We start from the raw sequence: 26,392 nt of genomic DNA on the forward strand, positions 1-26,392 counted from the left end.
CTTGCTGCACGCGCTGGTGAGGAAGGCGGCGCGGATGCTTGACGCGGCGGAGAGCGTGGGGGTCGTGGCCGACATCGACGCGGACGGGGTCTCCGGGGCGGCGACGCTCTGCGAGGCCTTCCGCCTCGAGTCCGGGGACGTCCGGTTCCCGCCCGGCGGGTACTACGGCGTCCCGGAGGACCTCCTGCGAGAGATGCTGGAGGGGTACGACGTGATCGTGACCGTGGACGTGACCCCGCCCCCGATGGACGGGGCGGAGCGTCGGGTCATCGTCATCGATCACCACCCGGGCCCGAGGCGCTACCCGCTGACGATCAACCCGCACCACGTTCCGGCCCTACCCCGGGAGACCTCCGCGTCCGCGCTGGCCGGGATGATCGCGCACCGGACCGGCCGACTCCGCCGCCCGTGGATACCCCTCGTCGGGGCGGCCGGCGACGGGCTCGATCGGGGTCCGGTGTACGAGACCCTGGCCCGCCTCGTGGACCGGTCCCTGCTCGTCCCTCCCCCGGGGCGCCGGTTGAACCCCATTCAGGACGCGGCGGCCACCGTGAACGCGGCCCGTCGGGTGAGGTACCACGAGGGGGCCGAGCGGGCCCTGGAGGTTCTCCTGATGGCCGACTCCCCGCACGAGGTGGTGGAGTCGCGCCTGTCCCGGTACCGGGGGAGGGTGCGGGCGGAGCGGGGAACGTGGTCCGACCGGGCCGCCCGGGCCGCGCACGTCGTGCTCGGGGTGGGGTACGCCGAGGTGCACTCCGAGGTGGACATCGAGGGATTGGTGGCCCACGACCTGCTGCGTCGTCGGGGGCTTCGCTGCGCGGTCGTGTACAACTCCGAGCGGAAGCCGTGCGGGCTGCTGAAGGCGAGCGGCCGGGCCCGCGGATTCCCCGTGAACGAGCTGCTGGCCGAGATGGCCCGGTGGTTGGAGGGGGCCCGGGCGGGGGGTCACCCGAACGCTGCCGCGCTGCACTTCCGGTCCGGGGACCCACGGGAGGCCTTTCACCGCGCCGCCGACGAGCTGCTGAGCCGGGAACCTACCGCTCCATCGCGGCGTTAACCAGACCCAGGAACGGTGGGGAGGGCTGCCCGGGTCGGGACTTGAACTCCGGGTGATACTGCGTGCCCACGAAGTACGGGTGGTCCGGGAGCTCGAGAACCTCCATCCGGCCGTCCGGGGAGCGGCCCGTGAACCGGAGCCCGTGCTCCTCCAACCGGTGGATGTACTCGGGGTTGACCTCGTACCGGTGCCGGTGACGCTCCAGCACGACCTCCTTCCCGTACAGCTCCCGGATTAGGGACCCCTCCTCCAGCACCACGGGCTCCGCGCCCAGCCGCATCGTCCCACCCTTCTCCTCCACGCCTCGCTGCTCCGGCAACAGGTCGATCACGGGGTGGCGCGCGTCCGGGTTGAACTCCGTGCTGTGCGCCCCCTCCATCCCCGCCTCGCTCCGCGCGTACTCCACGACGGCCAGCTGGAACCCCAGGCAGATGCCCAGGAACGGGACCTCCTCCTCCCGCGCGTACCGGATCGCCTCGATCTTGCCCTCCACGCCCCGCTTCCCGAACCCGCCGGGCACCAGCACCCCGTCCGCCTCCTGCAGCCGCTCCCACGCCTCCGAACGGCCCGCCTCCAGCTCCTCCGCGTCCACCCAGTCGATCTCCACGCGCACGCCCGCCTCCGCGCCCGCGTGAACCAGCGCCTCCCGGATGCTGATGTACGCGTCCGGCAGGTCCACGTACTTGCCCACCACGGCGATCCTCACCTCCTCCTCCGCGCTCTCGATGCGCTCGATGAACTCCTCCCAGTCCGAGTGGTCCGGCTCTCCGCCGTCCAGCCCCAACCGCTCGCAGATGTACTCCCCGAACCCCTGCTCCTCGAACATGAGCGGGACCTTGTAGACCAGGTCCGTGTCGTGCGCGTCGATCACCGCCCGCTTCGGCACGTTCGTGTGCAGCGCGATCTTACGCCTCACCGACTCGCTCAGCGGGTACTCGCACCGGCAGACGATCGCGTCCGGCTGGATCCCCAGGCTGCGCAGCTCCTTCACGCTGTGCTGCGTGGGCTTCGTCTTCAGCTCCTCCGTGTGCTTGAGGTACGGGACGTACGTCAGGTGCACGAACATCACGTTCTCGCGGCCCTCCTCCAGCTGCAGCTGCCGGACCGCCTCGTAGAACGGCATCCCCTCGATGTCACCGACCGTCCCACCGATCTCCACCAGGACCACCTCGGCGCCGCTCGCCCGGCCCACGTTCCGGATCCAGGACTTGATCTCGTCCGTCACGTGCGGGATCACCTGCACCGTCTCGCCCAGGTACTCGCCGCGCCGCTCCTTCCTGATCACCCGCTGGTAGATCTTCCCCGTGGTGATGTTGTGGGAACCGGAGAGGGTGACCCCCATGAACCGCTCGTAGTGTCCCAGGTCCAGGTCCGTCTCGACCCCGTCCTCCGTCACGAACACCTCGCCGTGCTGGAACGGGTTCATCGTCCCGGCGTCCACGTTGATGTACGGGTCGATCTTGATCGCGGTCACCTCGATGTCCCGCGCGCTCAGCAGCCGACCGATCGAGGCCGTGGTGATCCCCTTCCCGATCCCGGAGACCACGCCGCCCGTCACCACGATGAACTTCAACGTGCGCCCCCGTCGACCCCGATAGCGGGGAAAAATAAGGTTGCGTGCGGGACGACCCACCCGACGGGTGGTCATCGAGGAGACCGACGTGACCATCTCGGCGGACTCGAGGCGGGACCTCGACCGCGCGGCCCGAGCCGTCCGCCACCATCGGCGCCGGCTCGACGCCTACGTGCACCGGCACCCCGAGTTCCTCACCGCCAAGGTCCCGATCCGCGTGACCGAACGGGCCCCGAGGATCGTCCGGACCATGGCGCGGGCCGCGAGACTCACCGGGGTCGGGCCGATGGCCGCCGTGGCCGGCTCGATCGCCGAGCTGGCCGCCCGGTCCGCCAGCCCCACCGTCATCGTGGACAACGGAGGCGACGTGCAGGTGAGGTCCCGACGCCCGGTCATCGTCGGTCTGTACGTGTCCGAGGACCACCCGCTCACCGGCCGGCTCGGGTTCGAGGTGCGCGGCACGGTCGGCGTCTGCACGAGCTCCGGCCGGTACGGGCACTCCTTCAGCCTGGGGGAGGCGGACGCGGTCACGGTGTTCGCCGAGCGGGCCTCCGTGGCGGACGCAGCGGCCACCGCCGTGTGCAACCTGACCCGGGGTGACGACCCGGAGGGGGCCGTGCAGCGGGCCCTCGAGCTCGCGGACGACCTCACGGGGGACGTCGTGGACGCCGTGCTGATCGTGCACGGGGACCTGGTCGGGTACTCGGGCCGGCTGCCCCGGATGGTTCGGATCGAAGGAGGAGAGGTCAGGCCGGCCCGCCTCGAGCCGACGATCTAGCGGGTGCGGAAGAACCGGGCGAACTCCGGGTGCCCGGCCTTCCTTACCCTCTCCTGCAGGGCCTCCAGGAACTCCACGAGTCCCTCGCCCGTCTTGGCCGAGACGGGGAAGACCGTATCCAGCCACTGACGCCACGGGGGGAACAGGCCGAGCGCCTCCACGACCCGGTCCATGTGTTCCTCGAACCGGACCGGCTTGATCTTGTCGATCTTGTTGGCCGCCACGATCGGGTCCAGGCCCCGCTCGTTGAGGAACTGAAACATCTCCCGATCGATCGGAATCTCGCCCCGCCGCTCCCACCGCTCGGCGATCTCCGGCAGGGCCTTGGCGTCCACCACGTGCACGGCGAAGAGGATGTTGTCCTTGGTCTCCAGGTACTCCACGATCAGGTCCTTCACGCGCTCCTGATGCCTCCGGGGGACGCCCTTCATGAACCCGAACCCGGGCAGGTCGACGAGCACGAGCTCCCCGTCCAGCTCGTGAAACACCGGCCACCGGGTCACGCCCGGGCGCTTGCCTACCCGGACGTCGGCGCCTCCCCGGGTGATGGCTCGAATCAGGCTGGACTTGCCAACGTTCGAGCGTCCCACGAAGACGATCTCCGGCAGTTCCGTCTCCTCCAGCGGGTCCTCGGGCACGTAGCTGTGGATCGCCAACGGCCGACGCACCGCCGCTACGCGTAGGCCATCACGTGCAGGATGGCCAGGACCGCGGCGATGAGGAAGCACGCGTAGATCACGTGGTCCGGGTCGACCCGGTACCCCGGGGCCTCCTCGTCCCAGAAGCTCAGGATGCCCGCCCGGGCCGGGGGCAACTCGGCGCGCTCCTCCCGGGTCTTCTTACCCAAGTCCCCACCCCCCTCACACGGTCGGATCGTCCCACTCCGACATACGTTCAACGGTCCGCTCCGCCTCGGAAACGATGCGCGCGGCCCGCTTCAGGTTGCCCTCGGAGAGCGCGCGCAGCGCCCGGTACAGGTAGGCCGTCTCGATCGCCGCCAGGGCGCGCCGCGTCTCGTTCCTCGCGGCCCGCTCGGCCGCCCCCGTGAACCCCTCCAGGTTCAGCCGGGAGGTGAGCTTCATCCCCTTCAGGTACCACCGGGCCCTCACCTTCCTCGCGTGCGGGGCGCCCGGCACCTCCCGCTCCGGCTTGATCACGAGCCCCTCCAGCCGGTTCTCCTCCACCCGCTCCATCAGCTCCCGGGCCACGGACTCCGCCTCACCCAGGTCACACAGCGTGGTCGGGACCGGCTTGATGTTCTCTCCGTCCACGAGGTCCGAGAGGAGCTCGTACTGGCGCGTCTTCGGCTCCCGGATCGTTACCTCACCGTCGAACAGGTCGACCGCGAAAACGTAGTACACGGGCTCCGAGTCCTCCGGCTCGTACGCGTCCAGCTCGTCCATCCTCCGCAGAACCTCCCGCAGCATCTCCACCGCGTCCTCCGGCACGTAGTCCTTCTCGACGGCGATCGACGTCAGCCGCTCGATCTCGTCCCTCAGCCGCTGGAACCGCTCGTCCTCGGCCAGCCGCACGTCCGGAAGCCGCCGCTGCACGGTCTCCAGGGTCCGCACGTGCCTCCTCAGCTTGGAGAGCCGGTCGAAAAGCTTCCCGATCCACGAGCGCGGCACGCGCTTCCTCCGCGGGTTCAGGGTGTACTTGGACATGAGCCGCACGTGGTAATCCATGTAGTCCAGGGTCTCCTCCCACATCCGGAAGACCGACGTCCCGAAGGCCGAGAGGGGCAGGAACTCCCCCTCCACCACGGTGAGAAAGTGCTCCGAGGGGTCGATCACCGACTCCACGAACTCCTCCACCTCCTCCACCCTCACCCAGCTCCTGGTGTGGGCGATCACCGGCTCCCCGACCGCGTCCTCCAGCGCCCTCCCCAGAACCACCCGCACGTTCGTCCCGTCCTTCTTCTCCTCGATCCTCAGCCCCACCTCCTCACCGTCGTTGACCACGTGCTCCAGCTCGACCCGGTACGCGCGCACCGTGTACTCCACGGTCTCGGGCAGGACGGCCGGCATCGTCCGGGAGAACGTGACCCGGGCCTCCTTCGGGATCCGCGGGCGCTCGCCCGACGGCGTCTCCACGACCTCCGTCAACCGCCCGACCCCTTCAGCAGGTCCGACGGGCTCAACTCCGAGAAGTCATCCACCTCGATCACCTCGAAGTCCACGCCCAGCTCCTCCGCGATCTCCGGCAGCTCCCGCTCCAGCACCTCACCGACCTTGTCCCCCCGCTCCCGCACCAGCACCAGCCGCCGCGCCCCCGACCGCCTCACGCTCTCCTCCACCTCGCGACGGGCCCGTTCCGCCGCCTTCACGATCCCCTCCGGCAGCTCCTCCGGCAGGTTCGGGTTCACCTCCCGGTAATCCTCCGGGATCAGCGGCCCGCCCGCCTGCACGACCGGCCGCTCCACCAGCTCCCGCAGCGCCTTGCGCTCCCTCCCCCGCACGACGACGAACACCGCGTCCCGGAACTCCTCCCGCACTCGCTCCTCGCTCGCCTCCACCTCCGCCTCCAGCCCAGAGAGCCGCTCCACGCTCGAAATGATGTCGTTCAGCAGCCGGGCCACCTCCCGCGCCTCCCGGCCCGTCACCACGTGATCCGGTGCGGTGCGCGTGAGGTAGTGGTCCAGCTCCAGCGCGGCGTGCACGAGCTCCCGAACGGCGTCCACGTCCAGCCGGATCTCCCCGGGATCACGCGGGACCCGCAGCCGACCCCGACCCGAGGCGACGGCCCGTCGGAAAAGTTCTTCCAAGCGCTTCCTTCCCGTCACCCTCGAGGCCCCCGATGACGACTGAGCTGTTAGCCGAGCGCGGTCCGTGAGGAGAGGATGGCTGGCCGAGGGGTCACCCCCACTCCCCAGCGATCTTGTACGGCTCCGACCCCGCCACCGAGAACGGCCGCTTCCTCACCTTCACGACCACCAGGGTTCCCGGCTCGGCGTCCCCCTCGACCTCGTACTCGCCCGGCAGCGTGTTCGCGGCCAGGTCGCTGCCCACGACCACCACGACCCGGTTCTCGCCCGCCCGCTCGAGCACCACGCCCAGGGTCCAGTCGCGATCGAACCGGCGCCGAACCTCCACCAGCGCCAGCACGACGCCCAGAAGGGGGATGCCGAAGGATCCGAGCCCCGGCAGGGTCATCTCGATCGGCAGCATCAGGGCCACGAGTGGGGGCACGTTGGTGAGCAGGACCGAAAGGAACACCGCCCCCAGGATGATCGCCGTGGCGTGCCGGTAAGGCCGCCAGTGGTCCTCAAACGGGGAGACGCGACGCAACCAGCCCAGGCTGAAGGCCGCGACGAACACGGAGAGCAAGGACAGGATCTCCCAGAGGAAGACCGGGGGCACGATCACCTCCTCCAAGACCGTGAAGATCACGGTGGTGATCAGCGACAACTGCAGGATCAGCGCCGGAATGTCCCACGGCATCCGGGGCGCGGCCGCGATCCGCACGCCCCGGATCTCGAGGTCGCGAAACGGCACCTCCTCCAGCTCCGGAAGGAAGACCCGGCCCTCCCGAACAGCCTCCACCGTCTCCCGCGCGGTTTCCATCATCCGCTGAAAGACCTCCACGGAGCGCTCGGCCGAGTCGGCCAGCTGCGAGGCCATCCGGACCGACTTCCGGGGCCCTTCGCGCACCGCCTTCACCAGCAGCCACGGGAGGTTGACCACGAGGTACCCCGTCACCGCGGTGAGCTTCCAGACCGCGCGCCCCACCCTCTCCAGCACCTCACTTCTCCCCGCTCAGCTCGTCCCGGTACGCCTCCAACAGCCGCTCCTCCTCCCCCACCGCCTCGGCGGCCGTGACCACGTTCTCCTCGCTGTACACCTCCGACAGCCGGTCCCGGTACCGCTTGTCCCGAAGCAGGTGATGGTCCAGGATCACCCGGCCCACCCGGTCCGACATCTCCAGCAGGTGATCGGTGGCCTTCTTCAGGTTCTCCTTCGAGAACCGGAAGCCGAGGAGGTAGGTGGGGGGACCGCTGATCAGCACGAGGTCGGGCCGATCCTCCACGATCCACTCCAGGGCCGGCCGGTACACGGGCCCCTGCACGTCCGACGCGTGCAGGACCGTGGCGTCGTCCGTCCGAACCCGCAGGCACAGCACGTAGCCCAACCGGGTCCCCTCGGGCCCGTGCGGGAACGGGGGAGAGAACTCGAGCCGGGTGCCCCCGAACTCGAACGAGCGCCCGTCCGCCACCTCGTACTCGACGCCCTCCTCCTCTAGCCGGCTCGTGAGCGCCCTCGCCCGCTGCCGCTGGCTCTGGTTGATCTTCTCCTCCGGGTCTTTAAGGAGCACCAGCCGGTCCGCGTAGAGCTCCCTCGCCGTCTCCTCGTCGCACGCCTCGTACTCGCGCTCCAGGAACGGCGTGTGGTGATCGTAGTGGTAATGCGAGATCGTGATCACGTCCGCCCGGTCCGCCGCCCGCTGAATCTCCTTCCGCACCCGCTCCAGCGCCTCCCACTCCTCATCGGACGGGGGGAGCCCGTACCGCTTCGGCGGGATGGACACGCCCGGATCCACGAGCACGGTCACGTCCGGGGTCTCGATCAGCGTGGCCATGGACCGGACGCCGAGGCTCTCGAACCCCAGCGGGCGGACCTTGACGTCGCCCACCCGGAGCGAGCGCGCCACGGTCAAGTACCCCAGGGCTCGTCATTCGCGGGGTCGGCCTACCTCGATCTCTTCATCCCGCCTCGGCGTGGTCGCAGGATCTTCACGAGAACGCGAATCCGCGGTTGTTCGCCTCGTCATCGGTCGTCCGCGAGCGCGACCAGCCCGGTTATATTTCTGCCGGATTTGTCGTAGAAGCGCACGCTCCGCCGATCGTACGGGTAGGCCGCGATCGCGTGCACGGCCCCCAACCGCCGGAACAGGAGCAGGTCGTCCTCGGAGGGCACGGGCTCCCCGTACGGGTGCGAGTGAAACGTGCCCACCGCCCCCCGCAGGTGAACGGACATCAGATCGAACACGGCCCCCGTGTCCGACGCCTCGAACGGGACGATCAGCAGGGAGTCTACGATCACCTCCTCCCCGCGCACCTCGCCCCCCAGCACCGCGAAGAACTCGTCAGGGTGATTCCTCCGACTGGCCTCTAGCAGCGAGTCGAGCAGGCTAGCGTTGAACCTTACCAACCTTACCAAGCCGCACGACCCTCCCTTCCCGCCGTCCCACCCTGTCCTTGACCTTCCGGCACCACGACCGCACCGCGCTCGCCACCCGACCCACCACCCCGTACCATCCGGAGACGCCCAGCAGCGCGAACCCGCTCACCGTCATCGCCAGCGCCTCGAGCGGGGATGGGAGGGATCGAGCCACCCGCTCTCTCACGACCCGCGAGGGATCGTACAGCACCTTCACGTTGACCAGACCGCGGAACTCCTCCTGCACCCGGGCCAGCGCGCCCCGGCCCGCCCTCACCTGCAGCACCGACGAGGCCCCGACCACCACGTACCCGCTAGTGTAGGTGATCCACCAAGACACCCGGTCGGCCAGCTTGGGTACATCCTCCAGCCGAACGCGGGAGGTGTCCACGACCAGTACCAGCTTACCGGGCCCCACGAACCGCGCCTCAACGACGCCCGGGAACGCGATCCTCACCTTTCGCTCGATCCAGCGCCGCCGCTCCGGGTTCACCTTCTCCCCCATCGTCAGCTCCAGCCGCACCCGACGATCCACCGTCTTGGCGCCGAGACGCCGCAGCTCCCTCGCCACCTTCGGCAGGTCCGACGGGGACGCGGTCACCTTGGCCAGCACCGGCTTACCGCTCCAGAACTCCGAGACCACACCCGGGAGATCCGTGAGCGCCGGCACGACGAGGAACGTGCCCGCCGCGACCCCCAGCGCGATCGGTCCCGCGACGGCGACGGCCCGGGACCCGATCGTTCGACCCACGCTCCCCACCGTATAGGCGATGACCGCCAGCAGCAGCGTCGAAAGGACCGAAATCGTTACCGTCAGGGCGCCCACGACGGTCCCCCCGGGCCCAAATCAATTAATCCTTATTTTTGAGCGTTAAGTTCAGCACAGAGCCGGGGGTTCCTCGCTTGATCGAGAAGGTGCTGGCCGACCTGAACCGCGTGGACGGAGTGCACGGGTCCCTGGTCGTATCCAGCGACGGTCTGATTATCGCGGAGGCCGTGCCGCCGGACATCGACTCCGAGGTGGTCGGAGCCATCGCCACCACGGTGTACGGATCGGGCGAGCGAGTCGTGGACGAGATGGACCTGGGCGACCTGGAGCAGATGCTGATTGAGTCCACCGAGGGCAAGGTGATGATCATCGCGGTCAGCGAGGAGGCGACGCTGGTGCTCATCACCGACCCAGACGCCAACCTGGGATTAATCCGCCTACGGGCCCAGGAGGCGGCCGAGGAGATCGCCAAGCAGCTATAACCGTTCCCCTCCCCCACCAAAGCCCCCGCAGGAGGTCTCAGGGTGCTGAGGACCGTGGCCCGCATCGTGGGCAAGTTCAAGCGGCTGTTCAGAAGGGGAGGTGAGGAGGAGCGGGTAGAGGAGCCCGAGGATGAGCACGCGAGGGAGGCCCGGGAGGAGGCGATCCAGCGGGCCCTGCAGATCGCCTCCAAGCAGCTGGAGCCGGAGAAGCTCGTCGAGACCGCCCGGAAGGACATGTCCAAGGCGCTGGACGAGCTCCGCGAGTACTTCGGGTTCGAGTGGATGGCGGTGATCGACGAGCGAGGCAAGCCCATCGGAATGTCGGGTGACGGATCCTTCGACCACGAGCTCATCGACGCGATCAAGCGGGTGTTCGAGACGGCGCGGGACGCCGACACGATCATCGTGTCCTCCGAGGAGGGGTCGAACTACCTGGCCGTCAAGGTGAACGGCAGCGTGGCGATCTGCGAGACCAGGACCACCCCATCGGACGCCGACGTGTTCATGCTCCGCAGCGACCTCAGCATGATCGTGGAGTCCGCCAAGGTGCCCTCGCCAGCCGAGGAGGAGACCGAGATTCCGTACGTGATCACCGACCGGCAGGGCCTCGTGGTGGATTCCCAGGGCATCCGGGAACCGGACCGCGCAGCCGCCGAAATCAGCCGGCTCGTCGACCTCCTGGATGACTACATGGAGGTTCATTTAGAGTGGGTGAAGCTTGGAACCAAGTCTGGGAAAACCCTGGCGGTAAAACCCTATAAAGACGTCTTAATCGCGTTCGTCGTCGAATCGGACCCCGAAGAAGTCGACGAAAAATGTGAGAGAATCGCTAAGTCTCTAACGTCCAAGCTGGAGTTCCTCATCGGACACACCACGGAATCATCCGAATCCAAGGCCGAGTCCCCGAACGAGGGGTAGCGAGCTTGGCGGAGTCCGAAGGGGGAGATGGGTGTAGGGCCATCTGCATCGCCTCGGGTAAGGGCGGCACCGGTAAGACGACCGTAACCGCCAACCTGGGAACCGCCCTCGCGGACATGAACGGCGAGGTCTACATCCTGGACGCGGACATCGCCATGGCCAACCTCGGTCTGATCCTCCAGATGGAGGACGCCCCCGTCACCCTGCACGACGTGCTGGCCGGCGAGGCGGACGTGGAAGAGGCAGTGTATGAAGGTCCCAAGGGCGTGAAGGTCATCCCGGCCGGCATCTCGCTCGAGGGCATCCGTAAGGCCAACCCGGAGCGCCTGCGCGAGGTGGTCGAGTGGATCGTAGACCGGGCCGACTTCCTCCTCATCGACGGTCCCGCCGGACTGGGCCGCGACGCGCTGACGGCGCTCTCCGCCGCGACCGAGTGCCTGCTGGTCGTGAACCCCGAGATCGCCTCCATCACCGACGCGCTGAAGGTTAAGGCCGTGGCCGAGCGCGTGGGCACGGACATCACCGGGGCCGCCGTGAACCGGGTGACCAAGGACAAGACCGAGCTCACCAAGGACGAGATCGAGAAGATCCTGGAGACCCGGGTGCTGGCCGAGATCCCGGAAGACCCCGAGGTGCGCCGCGCCGCCGCGTTCGGTGAGCCCGTGGTCGTCCGCAGCCCCAAGTCCGCGGCCGCCCAGGCGTTCAAAAAACTGGCCGCCGAGCTCCTTGGCATCGAGTACGAGGTGGAGGTCCCGGACAAGGAGGGCGTCCTCTCTAAGATCATCAAAGGACTGTTCGGCAAGCGGTAGAGGTCAGACGGCGGGCGTCAGAACCGCGCCTCCCAGAGCTCATCCCCCACGTGGTGCACGTTTTCCACCGCGCGACCCCGATCCCTCCGCTCGATCTCCGACGCGTCGAACCGGGCGATGCCGACGGCCAACGGCCGCTCGTTCCTCTCGTCCAGCACCACCACCCCATCACCGCGCTCGAACCCTCCCCTCACCTCCACGATCCCAGGCACCATAACGTCCGCACCCGAGGCGATCGGCTTGACGGCCCCCATGTCCACGACCACCGCGTGCCCGAACGCCCCCGACCCCAGCTCCAGCAGCGGGTGCAGCGTGGGCAACCACCGCTCCTTCCACTCGAACGCCACCACCCGACCCCGGGCGATGAGTATGCGCTCCACCTCCGGGCCCTTCACGTGCCCCAGCTCCACCAGCTCCTCGCCCGACAGGACCTCCCCAAGGTCCACCCCGACGGTTCCCCGGATGTCCCTCAGCACCTCATCCAGCTCCTTCTCCGAGATCGGATGCCGCCGGGAAACCTTCATGCGCGCCTCCCCCACCGCGCGACGGGGGTGCCGGACCCGTTGAGGCCGCGCGACGCACTGAGGGATTTTTTGGATGACATCGTGATCGTGGAGCTGAAAACCGGCAAGACGCTCCGTGGCCGACTCGTATCCTTCGACGGGCACCTGAACCTGGTCCTGGACGACTGCGTCGAGATCTCCGGGGACTCCGAGGTCCGACTGGGCCGCGTGCTCGTCCGAGGCGACAGTGTCACCTTAATATCCCCGGCGGAGGTCGGGTAACCCTCCGGGGGTGATCGAACGTGGCGAAGGGCACGCCCTCCTTCGGAAAGCGCAACAAGACGAAAACCCACGTCCGGTGCCGTCGGTGCGGCCGCCGGGCCTACCACGTGCGGAAGGGGTACTGTGCGGCCTGCGGCTTCGGCCGCTCGCGGCGGATGAGGAAGTACAACTGGCAGAACAAGAAGTACAACCGGCAGCGGCGACGCTGAGGGAGCCCCGGCGATGCCCCCGCGACGCAAGCGATCCCCCGTCGACGTCCGAGTGATCGTGGAGGGAGCCGCCGACGCCGAGATCATCTCCAAGGTCCTTCAGCGAATGGCCCTCGGAGGGGAGTTCAACGTCACCATTACCTCCATCATCCCCACCACCCACGCCCACATCGCCCGCCGCGCGGCCGAGGGGGCCGACGTGGTCCTCATCGCCACCGACGCCGACAAGCCGGGTCGGAAGCTGGCCAGCGAGTTCCAGGAGGAGCTCGAGGACCTCGTGGGCCACGTGGAGCGCGTCAAGCTCCCGCTCGGCCACGACGTCGAGCACGTTAACCTGGACATCGTGGAGCGGGAGCTCCGCAACGCCCTCATCCGGGCCGGTCTCAAGGGTCTGATCAAGCTCAAGCGGCTGCGGGAGGAGCTCCAGGACCTGAGGGAGCGCCTGAAGGAGCTGGAGGAGTTGGAGGAGCGGGTGGAGGACGAGCGGCGCAGGATCGAGGAACTGAAGGAGGAGCTCGAGCGGTCGGAGGAGAAGCGGGAGGAGCTGGAGGAGGAGCGGGAGCGGCTGGAGCGCGAGGTGGAAAGGCTCCGGGAGCGGGTGCGGGAGCTCCGGGAGCGACTGGAGGAACGGGAGCGCCGCCTGGTACCGGTGAGTCTGGAGGAGGTCTGCCGAGAAGTGGGCCTGTCCCCGGAGGAGGTGGAACCGGGCGTGGTCGAGAAGCTCGGGGAGGCCCTCGGGGTTGAGGTCGTCGTCGGGGACCGCCGGATCGCGGCCCCATCCCGCGAGAGCGCGCTCGAGGTCCTCAGGGTCTACCGGTCCGTCATGGAGCTCTCCAAGGGTGGATGGGAGGTTGAGGAAGGTGAGGGGGAATCGGCTGAGGAGGACGTTGGATCGGGTGGAGGAGACGCTGAGGAGGAGGACGTTCGGGGAGAAGATGAGGAGGCTTGAGGAGGCCTGCGACGGAGAGCGGTGCGTGCTGGTCCGTCGGGACAACGTGAAATGGGCGACGCACTTCCCGGGCCTGGCGTTCTACGCGGACTTCGAGGAGGAGAGGTACGCGCTCCTCGTCCCGAGGATGGACCTACCGGCCGTCCGGGAGTGGCCCGTCCCGGAGGAGCTGGAGGTGCTCGAGCGCGAGGAGGCCCGGGACCTGCCACCGGCCCGCGTCAGCGACTCCCGGCGCGCCCCCGAGTACGTCCCGTGCTACCGGCTGAGGGTCTCGGACGACGTTCGAAACGTTAAGCTATCCAAAACGAAGGGGGAGGTGGAGGTGATCCGGGGGCTGGTCGAGGTCACCGAGGGGATCCTGCGTTCCCTGATACCCGAGGAGGGGAGGGCGGAGAGCGAGGTAGCCGCCGAGCTCGCGGCCCGGGCCCGGGAGCTCGGGGTATCCCCCTCCTTCGACCCGATCGTGGGCTACGACGAGGGCTCCGGCGTCCCGCATCACCGACCGCAACCGGATCGACGGGAGTGGAAGCACACGATGCTCGTCGATTTCGGCCTGAGGTACGTTTACTGCACGGACGTCACGCGGACCGTGTGCGCGGAGGAGGGGAACGCGGTCCCGGTACTGGAAACCGTCTGCGAGGCCCTGGAGAGCGCCCTGGGGGAGCTCCGGGCCGGGGTGGATCCCAAGGAGGTGGAGGAGCGCGTTCGAGAGGAGATGGAGGGGGAGTTTCAGGACTTCTCGTTCCCCCACAGCCTCGGCCATCACGTGGGGGTGACCGTGCACGAGGGTCGGCTCCGTGGTGAGCTGCCGGAGGGTGCCGTGATCACCGTGGAACCGGGCCTGTACTCCGAGCGGTTCGGGGTCAGGGTGGAGGAGATGGTGGTCGTCCGCGGGAACGGGTGCGAGGTACTCACCAACCTACCCCGGGAGTGGATCGTTTGACGGATCTGGGGGAGGTCCTTCCCGGGATCCGGGCCTACGGGGACCGGAGGGCCGTCCACGACGCACTCAGGGCGTGCCTGGGCGAGCGCACGATCCTGATCTGCGTGATCGGTAACACCGAGGTCAGCCTGATCCCGGGCATCTCCGCGGCCGGCCGCACGCCGGAGCTAACCTTCCACACGCCGGCCGGGGACGTGGAGCTGATCTACCTGGACCGGATCGTGAACGCGGAGGACGCGCCCCAGAACCCGGCCGGTGCACCCTCCCCCGCCGTGATCACGCGGGCGGCCATGGATCTGGCTTCCCTCCCCTTCCTGCCCGCGGACGCCGGCGTGGCCGTGAAGCCCGCCTGCCCCTGCATCGACCTGGGCGGGGAGGTGGCGCGGGACTTCCGCGAGGGCCCTGCCCTGTCCGAGGATGCGTACGACGACCTGCTCGAGGCGGGGCGGTTGCTGGGCCGCGAGCTGAGCCGGGACGTGGGTTTCTTGACCGTGGGCGAGAGCGTGCCGGGCGGGACGACCACGGCGATGGCGGTGATGGCCGCCCTAGGGTACGAGGTGTGGGGCCGCTTCGCGAGCAGCTCCCACGAGACGCCGCACGAGATCAAGGAGAGAGTCGTGCGGGAGGGGCTGAGGGCTCAGGGGGTCGAGCCCGGGGACCTGGACCCCCACGAAGCCGCCCGCCGGTTCGGCGACCCCATGATGCCCGCCGTGCTCGGGATCCTCAAGGGGTGCCGGACGCCGGTCCTGCTGGCCGGGGGCACGCAGATGGTCGCCGTGCTCGCGTGCCTCTCCGAGCTGGGCGAGTACGACCCGGGCCGCGTGTTCGTGGGTACGACCAAGTACGTGGTGGAAGACGAGGACTCGGACATCCTGGGGCTGCTGCGGCAGGTGGGCCGGTTCGCCCTGTTCTCCGCGGACCCGGGCTTCTCCCGGTCCCGGTACCGGGAGTTCACCCTGTACGAGCGCGGGTACGTGAAGGAGGGGGTCGGCGCCGGTGGCTCCCAGGTGGCCGCCGCCCTGAAGACGCGCGGTGAGATCACGCCGAGGGACGTGCTGAAGGCGTGCGAGCGGGTGTACGAGCGCTGGCGGGAATCCATGGACGGGGACTGACCGCGTCACGAGAAGACCCGCTCCATCAGCTCCCGCTCGAACCTCCGGTGGGCGTTCAGGTGCCGGTTCAGGTCCCGGAACACCCGGTACACGAGCAGCGGGTACGTGGGGGGCAGGAACAGCGCGAGCAGGGCGTACGCCACCACGTCCTCGCGAAGAAGGCGACGACGCAGCTCCAACCCGGACCCCAGGTACTCGCCCAACAGCTCCACGATCGCGACCTCCCGCTCCTCGTGCCGACGGGCCCGACCGTACACCCGGCACAGCACGTACAGGCAGGAGAGCCCCAGGGTGAGGAACCCCACCACCGCCCACAGTGACTCGTCCATCCTCGACCCCGACAGCCCCTCCAGCTTGCGGATCGCGGCCAGGTAACACCGTCGGGGGATCACCTCCGCCCGGTAGAGGACCTCGATCAGCGCGCGGAAGAACCGCTCCGACCACTCCAGGTGAAAATTGGTCCCCCGGACGACCAGGTACGTCAGGACCGCGTTCACGACCGCGAACGAGGCCACGAGGTTCAGCAGGCCCAGCGGGATCGCCAAGTCCCCGGCCCGATCGATGGGGGCGCCGGAGACCCGCAAGAACCCCGCCACCACGACCACGATGGCCGCGGTCGAGACCGTGGGGCCCAGGACCACCAGGCCGACCGCCAGCGCCGGGTCCGGAACCCGGTCACGCTCCCGCTCCTCCAGGGCCCGTTCCAGCCGCCTCAGCCAATGGTCCACGCTCATTCACGTACCTCCACCGAACCGGTACCGGATGAAGCAGGGTCCCTCCTCCGAGACCATGCACGGGCCCACCGGGTTCGTCGGGGTGCACTTCCGACCGAATAAGGGGCAGTCCTCGGGCGAGGCCAGGCCGCGCAGGATCCGATCGCAGATGCACCCCTCGTGAGCCCCGACGCTGAAATCGGGCTCGATGCCCGCCTCCCTCGCGTCGTGGTCCGCCACCTCCTCCCGCAGGGCCAGCGCGGACCCCGGGATCGTGGGGAACCCCCGCCACGGCCGGTCCTCCGGCTCGAAGGCCCGCTCCATGAGCTCCCGGGCCGTCCGGTTCCCCTCCGGCCTCACCGCCCTCGTGTACTCGTTGACCAGCCCGGTCCGACCCCTCCTGATCATCTTGAGGGCCGCGAGCACGGCGATGAGCACGTCCTCTGGCTCGAACCCCGCGATCACGCACGGGATCCGCTCCGCGATCGGTCCGTAGGGGCGCTCCCCGATGATCGTGGACACGTGACCCGGGCAGATGAACGCGTCGATCCGACACTCGCCCCGCTCGAGCAGCCACTCCATCACGGGCGGTATCAGTCGGTGGGCCGAGAGCACGTACAGGTTCGAGGGCGGGTCGTCGAGCAGGACGGCCGCGGTCGTGGGGGCCGTCGTCTCGAACCCCACCGCCAGGTACAGCACGTCCCGATCCTCCGACTCGGCGACCCGCTCCGCCTGCCGTGCGCTCTGCACCACCCTCACGTCACCATCGCAGGACGAGAGCGAGCCGCGCGGGGTCGGCACCCGGTACACGTCCCCGAACGCGCAGACGACCATCCCGTCCTCCGCCGCCTCGATGGCGGCCGAGAGCTCCCCCGCCGTCGTCACGCAGACCGGGCAGCCGGGACCGCAGACGAGGCGCACACCCTCCGGAAGGAGCGAGCGCAGCCCGTGCTCCACGATCGTCCGCTCGTGCGACCCGCACACGTGCATGATCGAGACCTCGTGACCGACCCGCTCCGCCTCCCGATGCACCCGACGGACCAGCCGCTTAACCATCTCCCTCCTCGCCATGCTCCAGCTCCTCCTCCACGTGCTTGAGCACCTCCTCCCACACCTCCAGCGACGCCCTCGCCTCCTCCTCGGAGAGCTTCTGGATGGCGAACCCCGTGTGCACGATGACCCAGTCACCCTCCTTCACGTCCTCCAGCAGGCTCACGTCCACCTCCTGCCGCACGCCGCCGAAGTCCACGATCGCCCGGTTACCCTCCAGCTCCACGATCCGTCCCGGAATCGCCAGGCACACGCCGCATCACCCCGCACGACCGAAGGATTTCTCTCTTATTTCCCCTCCGCGGGCCGGGGGCCACGCCGGTGCCCTGGGAGGAGATCGAGCACACCGCGGACGCGGCCTTCCGCGTGTGGGCCGACTCGCTCGAGGAGCTGCTCGTCGAGGCGGCCAAGGCCCTGTTCGACCTGATCACGGACCTGGACGCGGTCGAGCCGCGGGAGGAGGTGCAGGTCGAGGTCACCGAGGCCGAGGACGAGGTCGAGCTCCTCCACGACTGGCTCGAGGAGATTCACTTCCAACACGAGGTGAACGGCCTCCTGTTCTCCGAGTTCGAGGTGGACGAGCTGGAGCAAACCGACGACGGATGGCGCGCGGTGGGGACCGCGAGGGGCGAGCCCTACGACCCGGACCGACACCCCTTCCACACCGAGGTCAAGGCCATCACGTACCACAACATGCGGGTCGAGCGCGAGGACGGCCGGTGGGTGGCCGAGTACGTGGTCGACCTCTGAGGGGGCGCCCCCGTGAACCTCGACCGCTACCGCCGCCTCGTCCGCGACACGGAGCGCCGGTACATTAACGTGAACCCGATCCAGCGGGGCGGCGTCCTCACCCCCGAGGCCAAGAAGGCGCTCATCGAGTTCGGCGACGGCTACAGCGTGTGCGACTTCTGCGAGGGCCTGCTCCACGAGGTGGAAAAGCCCCCGATCCGGCAGTTCCACGAGGACCTGGCGGAGTTCCTCGGTATGGACGTTGTGCGCGTCACCGCCGGCGCCCGCTACTCCAAGGAGGCCGTGGTAGGGGCCCTGTGCGAGGAGGGGGACGTCATGGTCGTCGACGCCCTGGCCCACTACACCACGTTCCTCGCCGCGGAACGGTGGGGGGTAAGGGTCCGGGAGGTTCCGCACACGGGCCACCCGGAGTACCGCGTCCGGGTGGAGGAGTACGAGCGGGTCTTCGACGAGGTGGAGGACGAGACCGGGGACCCGCCCGCGCTCGCCCTGCTCACCCACGTGGACAGCGAGTACGGGAACCTAGCGGACGCGGAGAGGTTCATCAAGATCTGTCGGAAGCGGGGTGTCCCGTGCGTTCTCAACTGCGCCTACACGATGGGCCGCATGGACCTCTCCCGGCTCAATCCCAAGCCAGATTTCATGATCGGCAGCGGGCACAAGGGTCTGGCCGCCTGCGCCCCCTGCGGCGTCCTGGCGATGCGGGACGAGTGGGCGGATGAGGTACTCCGAGGCTCCTCCATCGAGGGCGACGTCTCCGGGCGCAGCTGGCCGCACAAGGAGGTGGAGCTGCTCGGCTGCACGGTGATGGGGGCCCCGATCGTCACCATGATGGCCAGCTTCCCGCACGTGGTCGAGCGCGTCAAGCGGTGGGAAGACGAGGTCAGGAAGACCCGGCGGCTCGTGGAGGAACTCGAGCGGATCGAGGGCGTTCGACAGCTCGGAGAGCGGCCCAAACGGCACGACCTGGTGAAGCTCGAGACCCCGGGCTTCCACCGGATCGCCCGGGAGCACCCGAGGAAGGGCTACTTCCTGTACGAGGAGCTCAAGGAGCGCGGGATCACGGGGATCCAGCCCGGTCAGACCAAGGCGATCAAGCTGAGCGTGTACGGGCTCTCGGAGGAGCAGGTGGACCGGGTGATCGAGGCCTTCCACGGGATCGCGGAGGAGCACGGACTCGAGGTGTCCTGAAGGGGCCCCGAGATGCGCGTAGTCGTCCTCTTCTCCGGCGGCCCCGACTCCGTCCTCTCCGCCCTCCTAGCCTGGGAGGAGTTGAGGCCGGATCACATGCTCCTCGCCACGTACGACAACGGGGTCCTGCTGAACGTCGAAAAGGCGAGGCTCAACTACGCCCAGGTCCGCCGGCGCGTGAAGTGCGACCTGGAGTGGCGCGTGTTCGACGTGCACGGTCCCTTCCATCGGTGGGGACTCCGCGGGCTCGAGCGCCGGATCCTGCGGTTCGGGTGGAACCCGGTCTGCCTAGACTGCAAGTTCTGCATGCTGTACCACGCGCTCGAGCGGCTGGACCCGGACGTGATCGTGACCGGGGACCGCCGCTCCCGGGACTACCCGGAGCAGACGCCCGCCGCCAAGGAGTTCTGGGAGGAGATGTGCGAGGAGTACGGCGTCGAGTACCGGACCCCGGTCTGGGACCTGGAGAAACGGGAGGTCTACGAGGGGCTGGTCGAGCGGCGCGTGTCCGTGCGCGGGGCCGAGCCCAAGTGCATGCTCGCGGGCTCCTGGAAGCAGCCCGTGGACGAGGAGAAGGTGGAGAGGTACCTGGAGGGGCTGCGCAAGCGGCTCCGCGGGCTTCGGGAGGCTACTCGCCCTCGCTGAGCTCCTTCAGCTCCTCCACCGCGCCCTCCAGCTCCTCGATCGCGTCGTCCATCGAGGACCGACACTCGCTCAGGGCCTCCACCACCCGGTTCAGCGAGGAGGCCACGTCGCCCACCTTAGAGCGCAGCCGCTCCAGCTCCTCTTCCTCCGCCCTCAGCTTCTCCTCCACCTCCTCCTTGCCCGTCACGATCTTGAGCTCCCCGCTCTTCAGCATGTCGTAGGTCTCCAGGACGAGCTGTCCCGCCTTCGTCTCACCCTGCAGGTGCTTCCGGATCGTGGTCTCCGTGCGCCCCAGCTCCTCCGCGATCTCCGACACCGTGTACCCGGCCTTCTGCCGCGCCAGCGCGGCCGCCGCCACCGCCAGCGAGTCCACCCACGTCAGGAACTTCTCCTCGTGGATCATCTCCAGCACCTTCGGTCGGAACAGCGTCGCCACCAGCAGCACGGTCTCCAGCTGGTGAATCTCCTGCTTGTCCATCGGCTGGAACGGGATCTCCGAGAGGTCGATAACCTCCTCCACGGACTCGGCCATCGGGCTCACCCCCGTCGAGCACCGGGGGCGCCTGAGTATTTAAACTCTGAGAACCGGGGGCGGCCGGCCGTGTTCGCCAAGTTCGACGCCCACGTGCACCTGGACGTGCGCCCGGAGGACGACCTCCGACGCATGAGCTTGGCCGGAATCCGGTACGCGCTCACCCTCTCCCACGACCCCATACCCGCCCGAACCCACGACGCCCTCCTCGGCCACTGGGAGGCGGTCCGGGCCGCCGCGGAGCGGGCCGACGAGTACCTCATCGACGCCCGCGTCGGGCTCGGGGTGCACCCGCGCGCCATCCCGGAGCGGGGGACCGAGAGGGCCCTGAGGACCCTGGAGGAGCGCCTGAGCGACCTCGACGCCGTCGGCGAGATCGGACTGGAGCGGGCCACCGAGCGGGAGGTGGAGGTCTTCCGCGAGCAGCTCGACCTCGCCGCCACCGAGGACGTGCCCGTCGTGGTTCACACGCCGCGCAGCCGGGACCCCCGGGTCGTCGCCCGAACCCTGGAGACGATCCAAGCCTCCGACGCGGACCCGGCCCTGGTCGTGGTGGACCACCTGAACGAGCGGTTCCTGAACGACGTGCTCGAACGGGGCCTGAACGCGGGCATCTCGGTCCAGCCGGGCAAGGCCACCGTCGAGGAGGCCGTCGAGATGGTCCTGAACCACCGGGAGGACGCGGACCGCATCCTGATCAACAGCGACGCCTCCCTGGCCCCCAGCAACGTGCTCGCCGTGGCCGAGGTCGCCCTCGAGCTCGAGCGGAGGGGATTCGACGACGTGGAGGCCGTCACCCGCGACAACGCCCTCCAGCTGTTCTGAGCGAGGCCGGCACCCCTAAAACCCGGGCCGCGGGCCGGAACCGGGGGTCGGACGATGCGCCTCGCCCTGGTCGGAGGCACCGGCGACCAGGGGTTCGGGCTGGCCCTCCGATTCGCGGCCGCGGGCCACGAGGTCGTGATTGGGTCCCGGGAGGAAGAGCGGGCGCTCAAGGCCGCCGAGAGGGCGGTGGAGATCCTCTCCGAGCACGGGTACGAGGACGCGACCGTGGAGGGGAGGGAGAACGAGAAGGCCGTCTCGGACGCGGACGTGGTCCTTCTCACGGTGCCCTTCTTCGCCGTGATCGAGACGGTCCGAGGGCTCCGCGACGCGCTCCCGGACGACGCGATCATCGTGGACGTGACCGTACCCCTGGAGACGGCCATCGGCGGCCGACCCACCCGGACCATCACCCCGTGGGAGGGCTCGGCCGCGGAAACCGTGCAGTCCCTGGTGGAGCAGCCCGTCGTCTCGGCCTTCGAGAACGTCTCGGCGGAGCTACTCCGGGACCTGGACCGGGAGGTCGAGTGCGACGTGGTCGTCTGCTCCGACGACGAGGACGCGAAGAGGACGGTGATGGAGCTCGCGGAGGACATCCCCGGCGTGCGGGCGATCGACGGCGGGCCACTCGCCAACGCCCGGATCGTGGAGTCCATCACCGCCCTGCTGATCGGGCTGAACCAGCGGTACGGGAAGAAGGGCATCGGCATCCGGTTCACGGGGATCGAGTGATCGGGGTCCGCCCGCGTCCCGGTCCTCACCCCTCGGTCCGGGACTTTCTCTTCATCCCGGGGGCCCGGTCGTGCGGGACTTCCTTAAAGTCGTCGAGGACGAGCTGGTGACCGTGCGCCGGGAGCTTTCACCGGAGTACGAGGTCCCGGCCGTCCTCCAGGGCCTGAACCGGCCCGTCCTCTTCGAGCGCGTCGAGGGATACCGAGCCAGCCTGATCGGAAACCTCTGCGCCCGACGCGAATACCTGGTCAGGGCGCTCGGCGTCGACTCGTGGGACGACGTGCTCCACCGCCTGGCGAAGGCCATGGACCGGCCCGAGCGACCCGGGAGGGACCCCTCGCCCGCGTTCACGGAGACCGAGCACGGGCCCGGGTTCCTGGACGAGGAGCTCCCCATGTGCCGGTTCTACCGGACGGACGGCGGCCCCTACCTGACCACCTCCCTGATCATCGCGCGCGAGCCCGAGGAGGGCACGCCCAACGCCTCGGTTCACCGCATGATGTACCTGGGCGACGGTCGCTTCGCCGTGCGGATCGTGCCCCGGCACCTGTACCGGTACTACGAGCGGTCCGGCCGCGACCTACCCGTGGCCGTGTGCCTGGGTGTGGACCCGCGAACCATGTTCGCCTGCTGCGCCCGGGTCCCGTACGACGTGGACGAGCTGACGGTCGCGGCCGCCTTCTGGGATGGCTTCCGGGTGCACCTGGTGGACCACGACCTACCCGTGCCCGCGGAGAGCGAGGTCGTGCTGGTGGGCCGCCTCGTGGACGAGCGGGCCCCGGAGGGACCGTTCGTCGACGTGACGAGGACCCTGGACGAGCGCCGTCGGGAGCCCGTCCTGGTCGTGGAGAAGGTGTACGCGCGCGAGGACTTCACGCCCACCGTGATCCTCCCAGGCGGCGAGGAGCACCGCATCATGATGGGGGGCCCGGCGGAGGCGACCGTCCTCGCGCACGTCTCCCGGGTGTGCGACGTGAGGAAGGTTCGGCTGACCCCGGGGGGCGGCCGCTGGCTGCACGCGGTCGTCTCCATCCGGAAGCGGACGGAGGGCGAGGCGGTGAACGCGGGCCTGGCCGCCCTCGCCGCGCACCCGAGCCTCAAGCACGTGGTCGTGGTGGACGAGGACATCGACCCGGACGATCCGGAGCAGGTCGAGTACGCCCTGGCCACCCGATTCCAAGCCGACCGGGACCTGCACGTGGTGCGCGGTCTGGGCTCGACGCTCGACCCGTCCAGCGAGGACGGCGTGATGGCGAAGGCCGTCCTCGACGCGACGGCGCCGTTGGACGAGAGGGACCGGTTCGAGGTGGTGCGCGTCCCGACCACGGACCGCGTCCGAGAGCTGCTGAGGGAGGTAAAAGGGGAGGGTGGTCACCGCAGGTCCACCATGTGATCCAGCTCGGGCCCCGTGGAGATCAGCGTCACCGGCACGCCCACGGCCTCCTCGACCTTCTCCACGAACCGCTTCGCCTCCCCGGGCAGCTCACCCCACGTCTCCGCCTCCGCCGCGTCCGGGAACCGCCGGTCGATGCACGTAAGCACCACCTGCGTCGCCCCGTTGATCACGCACGCCCGCTTGGCCATCTTGAAGTCGAACTCCCCGATCCGCCTCGGCCGCCCCGTCACCGTTCCGCGCTCCACCTCCAGAATCTCCTCCCCGAACCGCTCGATCACCTCCTCCCGGCTCAGCTCCGTCGGGAACGGGCCCTCGCCCACCCGCGTCGCGTACGCCTTGAACACCACGTACACCTCGTCCACCCGCGTCGGCCCGATCCCCACGTCCGACGCGAAGGCGCTCGCCGTCGTGTCCTTGCTCGTCACGTACGGGTAGTCGATCCCGTGGTACAGCGAGAGCCCGAACCCCTGCGTGCCCTCCACCAGCACGTCTTCACCCTCGTTCACGCTCCCGTTCACCAGGCACGGCACGTCCCCGAGGAACTCCTCCAGCTCCTCCACGTCCCGCGCCAGCTTCGCCTTCCGCAGCGCCCGATCCGCGTTCGCCGGCCCGCACCCCGTCCCCGTCGTGTCGATCTCGTCCGACAGGTGCCTCGACCGCCGCTCCGCCTCGATGTGCTTCCGCTCGATGATCGCGCACCGCTCATCCACCGTGAGCCGCTCACCCACCCGAAACCGGGACAACCGCTCCACCTCGTCCAGCAGGACCTCCGGGTTCACCAGCACCCCTGGACCGATCGCCAGCTCCGCGTCCTCGTACGGGAACCCGCACGGCACCTGCCGCAGCCCGTACTCCTCCCCGTTCACCCGCACCGTGTGGCCCGCGTTCGGACCCACGCCCGCCCTCGCCACCACGCTCGGCTCATCCTGCACCGCCAGGTACGCGACGACCTTCCCCTTCCCCTCATCGCCCCACTGACCACCAGCCACAATGCTGACGCTACCGCGGTCCCGCAAACCGGAACCCCCACCGACCTCGGGCCGGACGAGCCCTCCGAGCCGGAGACGAGCCTGACCGTGACGGTCACTCGGTACTTATTGAATTCGTTTAACGGCAGCGCGTAGGACGACCGAACCCCCTCCGGGGCCGCCACCACCGCGCCCACCGCGAACTCCCTGGCACCCACCCGACACCGCGCGAACTCCAACCCCCTCCCAACCACCGTCCAGTGACTGTCCTTAGGCACGTCCCACAGCCCGGTCACGAAGTCCGGGAACACCAACGGCAGCACCCAGTACCGGCCCAGCGGCACCAAGAACGCCTCCGACACCCGAACCGTCACCGACCCGGGCTTCAACCCCGGCAGCGGGTACTCCAACGCCGCCCGAAACCGCCGGAACGGGTCCCCGATCAGCACGTAGGAGGGGTTCACCAGGTTCCCCGACCCGTACCCACGCTCCCGGAGCACCGACAGCACGCACGACGCCCACCGCACCGCCTCACCCAGCTCGTACCCGGCCGCCGCGAACAGGTAGGCCATCAAGGCCCCAACCGGGCTCGCGAACCCGACCACCGACGAGAACTTCGGGTACCCGTTCGGAGTCACGAACGCCCCGGCCTGCCCGATCACGCCCGGATCCACCGCCAGGAACAGCGCGCACCGACCCTGCGAGTCCAGCGCCGCCAACCACGAGGACGGGGTCGAAGCCGCCCGCCCGCCCGGCTGAGCGGGCTGAGCCGGCTGCCCACCGGGAGCCTGCCCCGGCTGCTGGCCCTGCCGAGCCTGAGAGGACGCCCCCTGACCCGAGGGTCGAGCGCCCGACGTCCAGCTCGCGTCCACCACCGCGCACGGGTGGGCGCACAACCCCGCGTTCACCGCCGCCACGTCGGTCACCCGCAGCACCGAGGCCTGAAGGCACCGCCTCAACCGCGCCTCGTACCTCACCCAACGACTCACCGGATCACAGAGCAGCACCGGCTGAGCCTCCCCGAAAGCCAGCCCGGACAGGATCATCCGGCACGCCGCGAGGAACCCCGGCACGTCCCGGAACGGGAACACCGCCACGACGGGACCCTCCCCGGACGATCCCACCAGCCCGGAGAACTCCTCACCGAACGCGACCAGGTACCGCACATCCCCCGTATCCACCCGCACCCCGTACGCCGTCCGCAACCGCTCACGGACCGCGTCCACCATGCTCCCCGCGTCCCCGCCGGACACGAACCCCACCACCGCGGGACGCAGGCACGCGAACAGGACCGCCGCGAGCGCCATCGGGTTCGGGCTACCCGGGCCCGGGGGACTCGCCGCGGCGACCGCCTGCACCCGCAGGCTCGCCTCCCGGAAACTCCGCAGGTACTCGTCCAGCGTCAGCACCGGCACGCCCGGCACGCTCCTCAGGTACACCGACGGGTCGCCCCACACGATCGCACCGCGCTGCTTGGACACCACCGGGGCCAGCTCCAGGGCCGGGGTCACGTTGGCCGGGTCCAGGCAGAGCAGGAAGTCCACCGGCACGCCGACCGCCCTCGCCGCGTTCACCACCCGGGCGCAGGCCTCCTCCACTTCGTCCGGCAACCGCTCCCACTCCGGCCGCACCGCCGAGACCCCGTACGTGAGCACCCGGGACGGCTTCCCCATCAGCCGCAGCTCCAGCGGTCCCACCGGCCCCTGCACCGGGACCGGCACGACCGACGGCCCGCTCGGCCGCGCCAGCGACGCGGCCGTGACGAACACCTTCACCCAGTCGTCCTCCAGCGAGAACGTGCCCGGCACGTTGACCAGCACGTACACCCGCTCCGCGCTCACCGGCGCCGCCGCGACCACCAGCGCCAGCAGCACCACGCCAGCGCGCACGCCCACCACAACCCGACCCCCGTCGAGGACCTGCGGGATCGGGAGTGCCACCACCCCAGGACCGCGTAAACGTCGCACACCTGGGCCTGCAGGCACGGCCCGGTGACCCTGGGCGGGTCGCCACGACCGATCAGCACCCGGAAGTGCTCGTCCAGACCGTCGAA

Annotated in this window: 32 protein-coding genes; 16 read left to right on the forward strand and 16 right to left on the reverse strand. The window is 69.4% G+C overall.

The genetic code is table 11. The features are described from left to right. The first annotated feature begins 1 nt into the window (after nt 1). Nucleotides 2-1,057, forward strand: coding sequence for a DHH family phosphoesterase (locus ACXJJV_RS01450; RefSeq protein ID WP_456466385.1), 1,056 nt, complete (start codon nt 2-4; stop codon nt 1,055-1,057). On the opposite strand, the gene pyrG is transcribed toward ACXJJV_RS01450, so the two are convergent. Next, the gene (pyrG, locus tag ACXJJV_RS01455) at nt 1,035-2,630 is read right to left on the reverse strand and encodes a glutamine hydrolyzing CTP synthase (protein WP_456466386.1); all 1,596 of its coding nucleotides are present in this window, start codon (nt 2,628-2,630) and stop codon (nt 1,035-1,037) included. The genes ACXJJV_RS01450 and pyrG overlap by 23 nt on opposite strands. A 40-nt stretch (nt 2,631-2,670) precedes the next feature. Here pyrG and ACXJJV_RS01460 point away from each other — a divergent pair, with 40 nt between their 5' ends. Then, a complete protein-coding gene (locus ACXJJV_RS01460) occupies nt 2,671-3,408 on the forward strand; it encodes a UPF0280 family protein (RefSeq protein ID WP_456466387.1) in 738 nt (245 codons plus the stop codon). On the opposite strand, the gene engB is transcribed toward ACXJJV_RS01460, so the two are convergent. The 8 genes from engB to ACXJJV_RS01500 form a co-directional block, all read right to left on the reverse strand. After that, nucleotides 3,405-4,064, reverse strand: a complete 660-nt coding sequence (gene engB, locus ACXJJV_RS01465; RefSeq protein ID WP_456466388.1) for a GTP-binding protein EngB — start codon at nt 4,062-4,064, stop codon at nt 3,405-3,407. The two genes, ACXJJV_RS01460 and engB, sit on opposite strands and share 4 nt — an antisense overlap. Nucleotides 4,065-4,081: 17 nt before the next feature. After that, on the reverse strand, nt 4,082-4,255 hold the full coding sequence (locus ACXJJV_RS01470) for a preprotein translocase subunit Sec61beta (RefSeq protein WP_456466389.1): 174 nt from the start codon (nt 4,253-4,255) through the stop codon (nt 4,082-4,084). A 13-nt stretch (nt 4,256-4,268) separates the two neighbouring features. Continuing rightward, entirely contained in the window at nt 4,269-5,513 is a 1,245-nt protein-coding gene (locus ACXJJV_RS01475) for a DNA ligase-like domain-containing protein (RefSeq protein WP_456466390.1), read from the reverse strand. Then, entirely contained in the window at nt 5,510-6,172 is a 663-nt protein-coding gene (locus tag ACXJJV_RS01480; RefSeq protein ID WP_456466391.1) for a SepCysE family protein, read from the reverse strand. Before ACXJJV_RS01480 ends, ACXJJV_RS01475 begins: the two co-directional genes overlap by 4 nt. 91 nt (nt 6,173-6,263) lie before the next feature. Beyond that, nucleotides 6,264-7,148: a DUF2101 family protein gene (locus ACXJJV_RS01485; protein ID WP_456466392.1), complete on the reverse strand. Its 885-nt coding sequence runs from the start codon at nt 7,146-7,148 to the stop codon at nt 6,264-6,266. Nucleotide 7,149: 1 nt separating this feature from the next. Further along, complete coding sequence (locus ACXJJV_RS01490) at nt 7,150-8,055, reverse strand: MBL fold metallo-hydrolase (protein WP_456466393.1); 906 nt, start codon at nt 8,053-8,055, stop codon at nt 7,150-7,152. A 116-nt stretch (nt 8,056-8,171) separates the two neighbouring features. After that, on the reverse strand, nt 8,172-8,564 hold the full coding sequence (locus ACXJJV_RS01495; protein ID WP_456466394.1) for a Mov34/MPN/PAD-1 family protein: 393 nt from the start codon (nt 8,562-8,564) through the stop codon (nt 8,172-8,174). Continuing rightward, the gene (locus ACXJJV_RS01500) at nt 8,536-9,390 is read right to left on the reverse strand and encodes a hypothetical protein (RefSeq protein WP_456466395.1); all 855 of its coding nucleotides are present in this window, start codon (nt 9,388-9,390) and stop codon (nt 8,536-8,538) included. Before ACXJJV_RS01500 ends, ACXJJV_RS01495 begins: the two co-directional genes overlap by 29 nt. A 77-nt stretch (nt 9,391-9,467) precedes the next feature. Between ACXJJV_RS01500 and ACXJJV_RS01505 the strand changes: the two genes are divergently transcribed. Genes ACXJJV_RS01505 through ACXJJV_RS01515 form a run of 3 tightly spaced genes read left to right on the forward strand, consistent with a single transcriptional unit; the run spans nt 9,468 to nt 11,542 of the window. Beyond that, complete coding sequence (locus ACXJJV_RS01505; RefSeq protein ID WP_456466396.1) at nt 9,468-9,815, forward strand: roadblock/LC7 domain-containing protein; 348 nt, start codon at nt 9,468-9,470, stop codon at nt 9,813-9,815. Nucleotides 9,816-9,857: 42 nt separating this feature from the next. Further along, the gene (locus ACXJJV_RS01510) at nt 9,858-10,733 is read left to right on the forward strand and encodes a hypothetical protein (protein ID WP_456466397.1); all 876 of its coding nucleotides are present in this window, start codon (nt 9,858-9,860) and stop codon (nt 10,731-10,733) included. A gap of 5 nt (nt 10,734-10,738) precedes the next feature. Next, entirely contained in the window at nt 10,739-11,542 is an 804-nt protein-coding gene (locus ACXJJV_RS01515) for a septum site-determining protein MinD (RefSeq protein ID WP_456466398.1), read from the forward strand. Nucleotides 11,543-11,559: 17 nt separating this feature from the next. On the opposite strand, the gene ACXJJV_RS01520 is transcribed toward ACXJJV_RS01515, so the two are convergent. Then, on the reverse strand, nt 11,560-12,066 hold the full coding sequence (locus ACXJJV_RS01520) for a PUA domain-containing protein (protein WP_456466399.1): 507 nt from the start codon (nt 12,064-12,066) through the stop codon (nt 11,560-11,562). A 69-nt stretch (nt 12,067-12,135) separates the two neighbouring features. Here ACXJJV_RS01520 and ACXJJV_RS01525 point away from each other — a divergent pair, with 69 nt between their 5' ends. The 5 genes from ACXJJV_RS01525 to cobT are packed head-to-tail and all read left to right on the forward strand — an operon-like array spanning nt 12,136 to nt 15,540. Beyond that, nucleotides 12,136-12,327, forward strand: a complete 192-nt coding sequence (locus tag ACXJJV_RS01525) for an LSM domain-containing protein (RefSeq protein ID WP_456466400.1) — start codon at nt 12,136-12,138, stop codon at nt 12,325-12,327. Nucleotides 12,328-12,347: 20 nt separating this feature from the next. Further along, entirely contained in the window at nt 12,348-12,536 is a 189-nt protein-coding gene (locus ACXJJV_RS01530) for a 50S ribosomal protein L37e (protein ID WP_456466401.1), read from the forward strand. A 13-nt stretch (nt 12,537-12,549) separates the two neighbouring features. After that, complete coding sequence (locus ACXJJV_RS01535; protein ID WP_456466402.1) at nt 12,550-13,485, forward strand: toprim domain-containing protein; 936 nt, start codon at nt 12,550-12,552, stop codon at nt 13,483-13,485. Next, the gene (locus ACXJJV_RS01540) at nt 13,397-14,428 is read left to right on the forward strand and encodes a M24 family metallopeptidase (protein ID WP_456466429.1); all 1,032 of its coding nucleotides are present in this window, start codon (nt 13,397-13,399) and stop codon (nt 14,426-14,428) included. The genes ACXJJV_RS01535 and ACXJJV_RS01540 overlap by 89 nt, the downstream gene beginning before the upstream one ends. Then, complete coding sequence (cobT, locus tag ACXJJV_RS01545; protein ID WP_456466403.1) at nt 14,425-15,540, forward strand: nicotinate mononucleotide-dependent phosphoribosyltransferase CobT; 1,116 nt, start codon at nt 14,425-14,427, stop codon at nt 15,538-15,540. The genes ACXJJV_RS01540 and cobT overlap by 4 nt, the downstream gene beginning before the upstream one ends. A 5-nt stretch (nt 15,541-15,545) precedes the next feature. Here the strand turns inward: cobT and ACXJJV_RS01550 are convergent, their stop codons facing one another. The 3 genes from ACXJJV_RS01550 to ACXJJV_RS01560 are packed head-to-tail and all read right to left on the reverse strand — an operon-like array spanning nt 15,546 to nt 17,556. Then, nucleotides 15,546-16,274 (reverse strand): hypothetical protein, encoded by a 729-nt coding sequence (locus tag ACXJJV_RS01550; RefSeq protein WP_456466404.1) that lies wholly within the window; start codon nt 16,272-16,274, stop codon nt 15,546-15,548. Then, nucleotides 16,275-17,324 (reverse strand): hydrogenase formation protein HypD, encoded by a 1,050-nt coding sequence (gene hypD, locus ACXJJV_RS01555; RefSeq protein ID WP_456466405.1) that lies wholly within the window; start codon nt 17,322-17,324, stop codon nt 16,275-16,277. Beyond that, entirely contained in the window at nt 17,302-17,556 is a 255-nt protein-coding gene (locus ACXJJV_RS01560; protein WP_456466406.1) for a HypC/HybG/HupF family hydrogenase formation chaperone, read from the reverse strand. Before ACXJJV_RS01560 ends, hypD begins: the two co-directional genes overlap by 23 nt. Nucleotides 17,557-17,624: 68 nt before the next feature. On the opposite strand from ACXJJV_RS01560, the gene ACXJJV_RS01565 reads away from it, so the two are divergent. Genes ACXJJV_RS01565 through ACXJJV_RS01575 form a run of 3 tightly spaced genes read left to right on the forward strand, consistent with a single transcriptional unit; the run spans nt 17,625 to nt 19,889 of the window. Next, nucleotides 17,625-18,053 carry an archease gene (locus ACXJJV_RS01565; RefSeq protein ID WP_456466407.1) on the forward strand — a complete coding sequence of 143 codons (429 nt, stop codon included), beginning with the start codon at nt 17,625-17,627 and terminating at the stop codon, nt 18,051-18,053. 12 nt (nt 18,054-18,065) lie between these two features. After that, a complete protein-coding gene (pscS, locus tag ACXJJV_RS01570) occupies nt 18,066-19,244 on the forward strand; it encodes an O-phospho-L-seryl-tRNA:Cys-tRNA synthase (RefSeq protein WP_456466408.1) in 1,179 nt (392 codons plus the stop codon). Nucleotides 19,245-19,256: 12 nt separating this feature from the next. Next, nucleotides 19,257-19,889: a hypothetical protein gene (locus tag ACXJJV_RS01575; protein WP_456466409.1), complete on the forward strand. Its 633-nt coding sequence runs from the start codon at nt 19,257-19,259 to the stop codon at nt 19,887-19,889. Here the strand turns inward: ACXJJV_RS01575 and ACXJJV_RS01580 are convergent. Continuing rightward, nucleotides 19,873-20,421: a hypothetical protein gene (locus ACXJJV_RS01580; protein ID WP_456466410.1), complete on the reverse strand. Its 549-nt coding sequence runs from the start codon at nt 20,419-20,421 to the stop codon at nt 19,873-19,875. The two genes, ACXJJV_RS01575 and ACXJJV_RS01580, sit on opposite strands and share 17 nt — an antisense overlap. Nucleotides 20,422-20,490: 69 nt before the next feature. On the opposite strand from ACXJJV_RS01580, the gene ACXJJV_RS01585 reads away from it, so the two are divergent. From ACXJJV_RS01585 to ACXJJV_RS01595, 3 genes are all read left to right on the forward strand, one after another. Further along, entirely contained in the window at nt 20,491-21,246 is a 756-nt protein-coding gene (locus ACXJJV_RS01585; RefSeq protein WP_456466411.1) for a TatD family hydrolase, read from the forward strand. 54 nt (nt 21,247-21,300) lie between these two features. Continuing rightward, nucleotides 21,301-21,975 (forward strand): NADPH-dependent F420 reductase, encoded by a 675-nt coding sequence (npdG, locus tag ACXJJV_RS01590; RefSeq protein WP_456466412.1) that lies wholly within the window; start codon nt 21,301-21,303, stop codon nt 21,973-21,975. Nucleotides 21,976-22,045: 70 nt separating this feature from the next. Continuing rightward, the gene (locus tag ACXJJV_RS01595) at nt 22,046-23,368 is read left to right on the forward strand and encodes a UbiD family decarboxylase (protein ID WP_456466413.1); all 1,323 of its coding nucleotides are present in this window, start codon (nt 22,046-22,048) and stop codon (nt 23,366-23,368) included. Here the strand turns inward: ACXJJV_RS01595 and ACXJJV_RS01600 are convergent. Further along, the gene (locus ACXJJV_RS01600; protein WP_456466414.1) at nt 23,347-24,387 is read right to left on the reverse strand and encodes an adenylosuccinate synthetase; all 1,041 of its coding nucleotides are present in this window, start codon (nt 24,385-24,387) and stop codon (nt 23,347-23,349) included. The genes ACXJJV_RS01595 and ACXJJV_RS01600 overlap by 22 nt on opposite strands. A 1,789-nt stretch (nt 24,388-26,176) precedes the next feature. Next, the coding region (locus ACXJJV_RS01605) for a hypothetical protein (protein ID WP_456466415.1) at nt 26,177-26,392 on the reverse strand (216 nt) is incomplete at its 5' end.

Source organism: Methanopyrus sp., assembly GCF_053997775.1.

Bases quoted from the DNA above. Each gene is read 5' to 3' on its own strand.
- ACXJJV_RS01520 (WP_456466399.1), bottom strand. From the start codon at position 12,066: ATGAAGGTTTCCCGGCGGCATCCGATCTCGGAGAAGGAGCTGGATGAG.
- hypD (WP_456466405.1), bottom strand. From the start codon at position 17,324: ATGGCGAGGAGGGAGATGGTTAAGCGGCTGGTCCGTCGGGTGCATCGG.
- ACXJJV_RS01550 (WP_456466404.1), bottom strand. From the start codon at position 16,274: ATGAGCGTGGACCATTGGCTGAGGCGGCTGGAACGGGCCCTGGAGGAG.
- ACXJJV_RS01580 (WP_456466410.1), bottom strand. From the start codon at position 20,421: ATGGCCGAGTCCGTGGAGGAGGTTATCGACCTCTCGGAGATCCCGTTC.
- ACXJJV_RS01575 (WP_456466409.1), top strand. From the start codon at position 19,257: ATGCGCGTAGTCGTCCTCTTCTCCGGCGGCCCCGACTCCGTCCTCTCC.
- ACXJJV_RS01535 (WP_456466402.1), top strand. From the start codon at position 12,550: ATGCCCCCGCGACGCAAGCGATCCCCCGTCGACGTCCGAGTGATCGTG.
- npdG (WP_456466412.1), top strand. From the start codon at position 21,301: ATGCGCCTCGCCCTGGTCGGAGGCACCGGCGACCAGGGGTTCGGGCTG.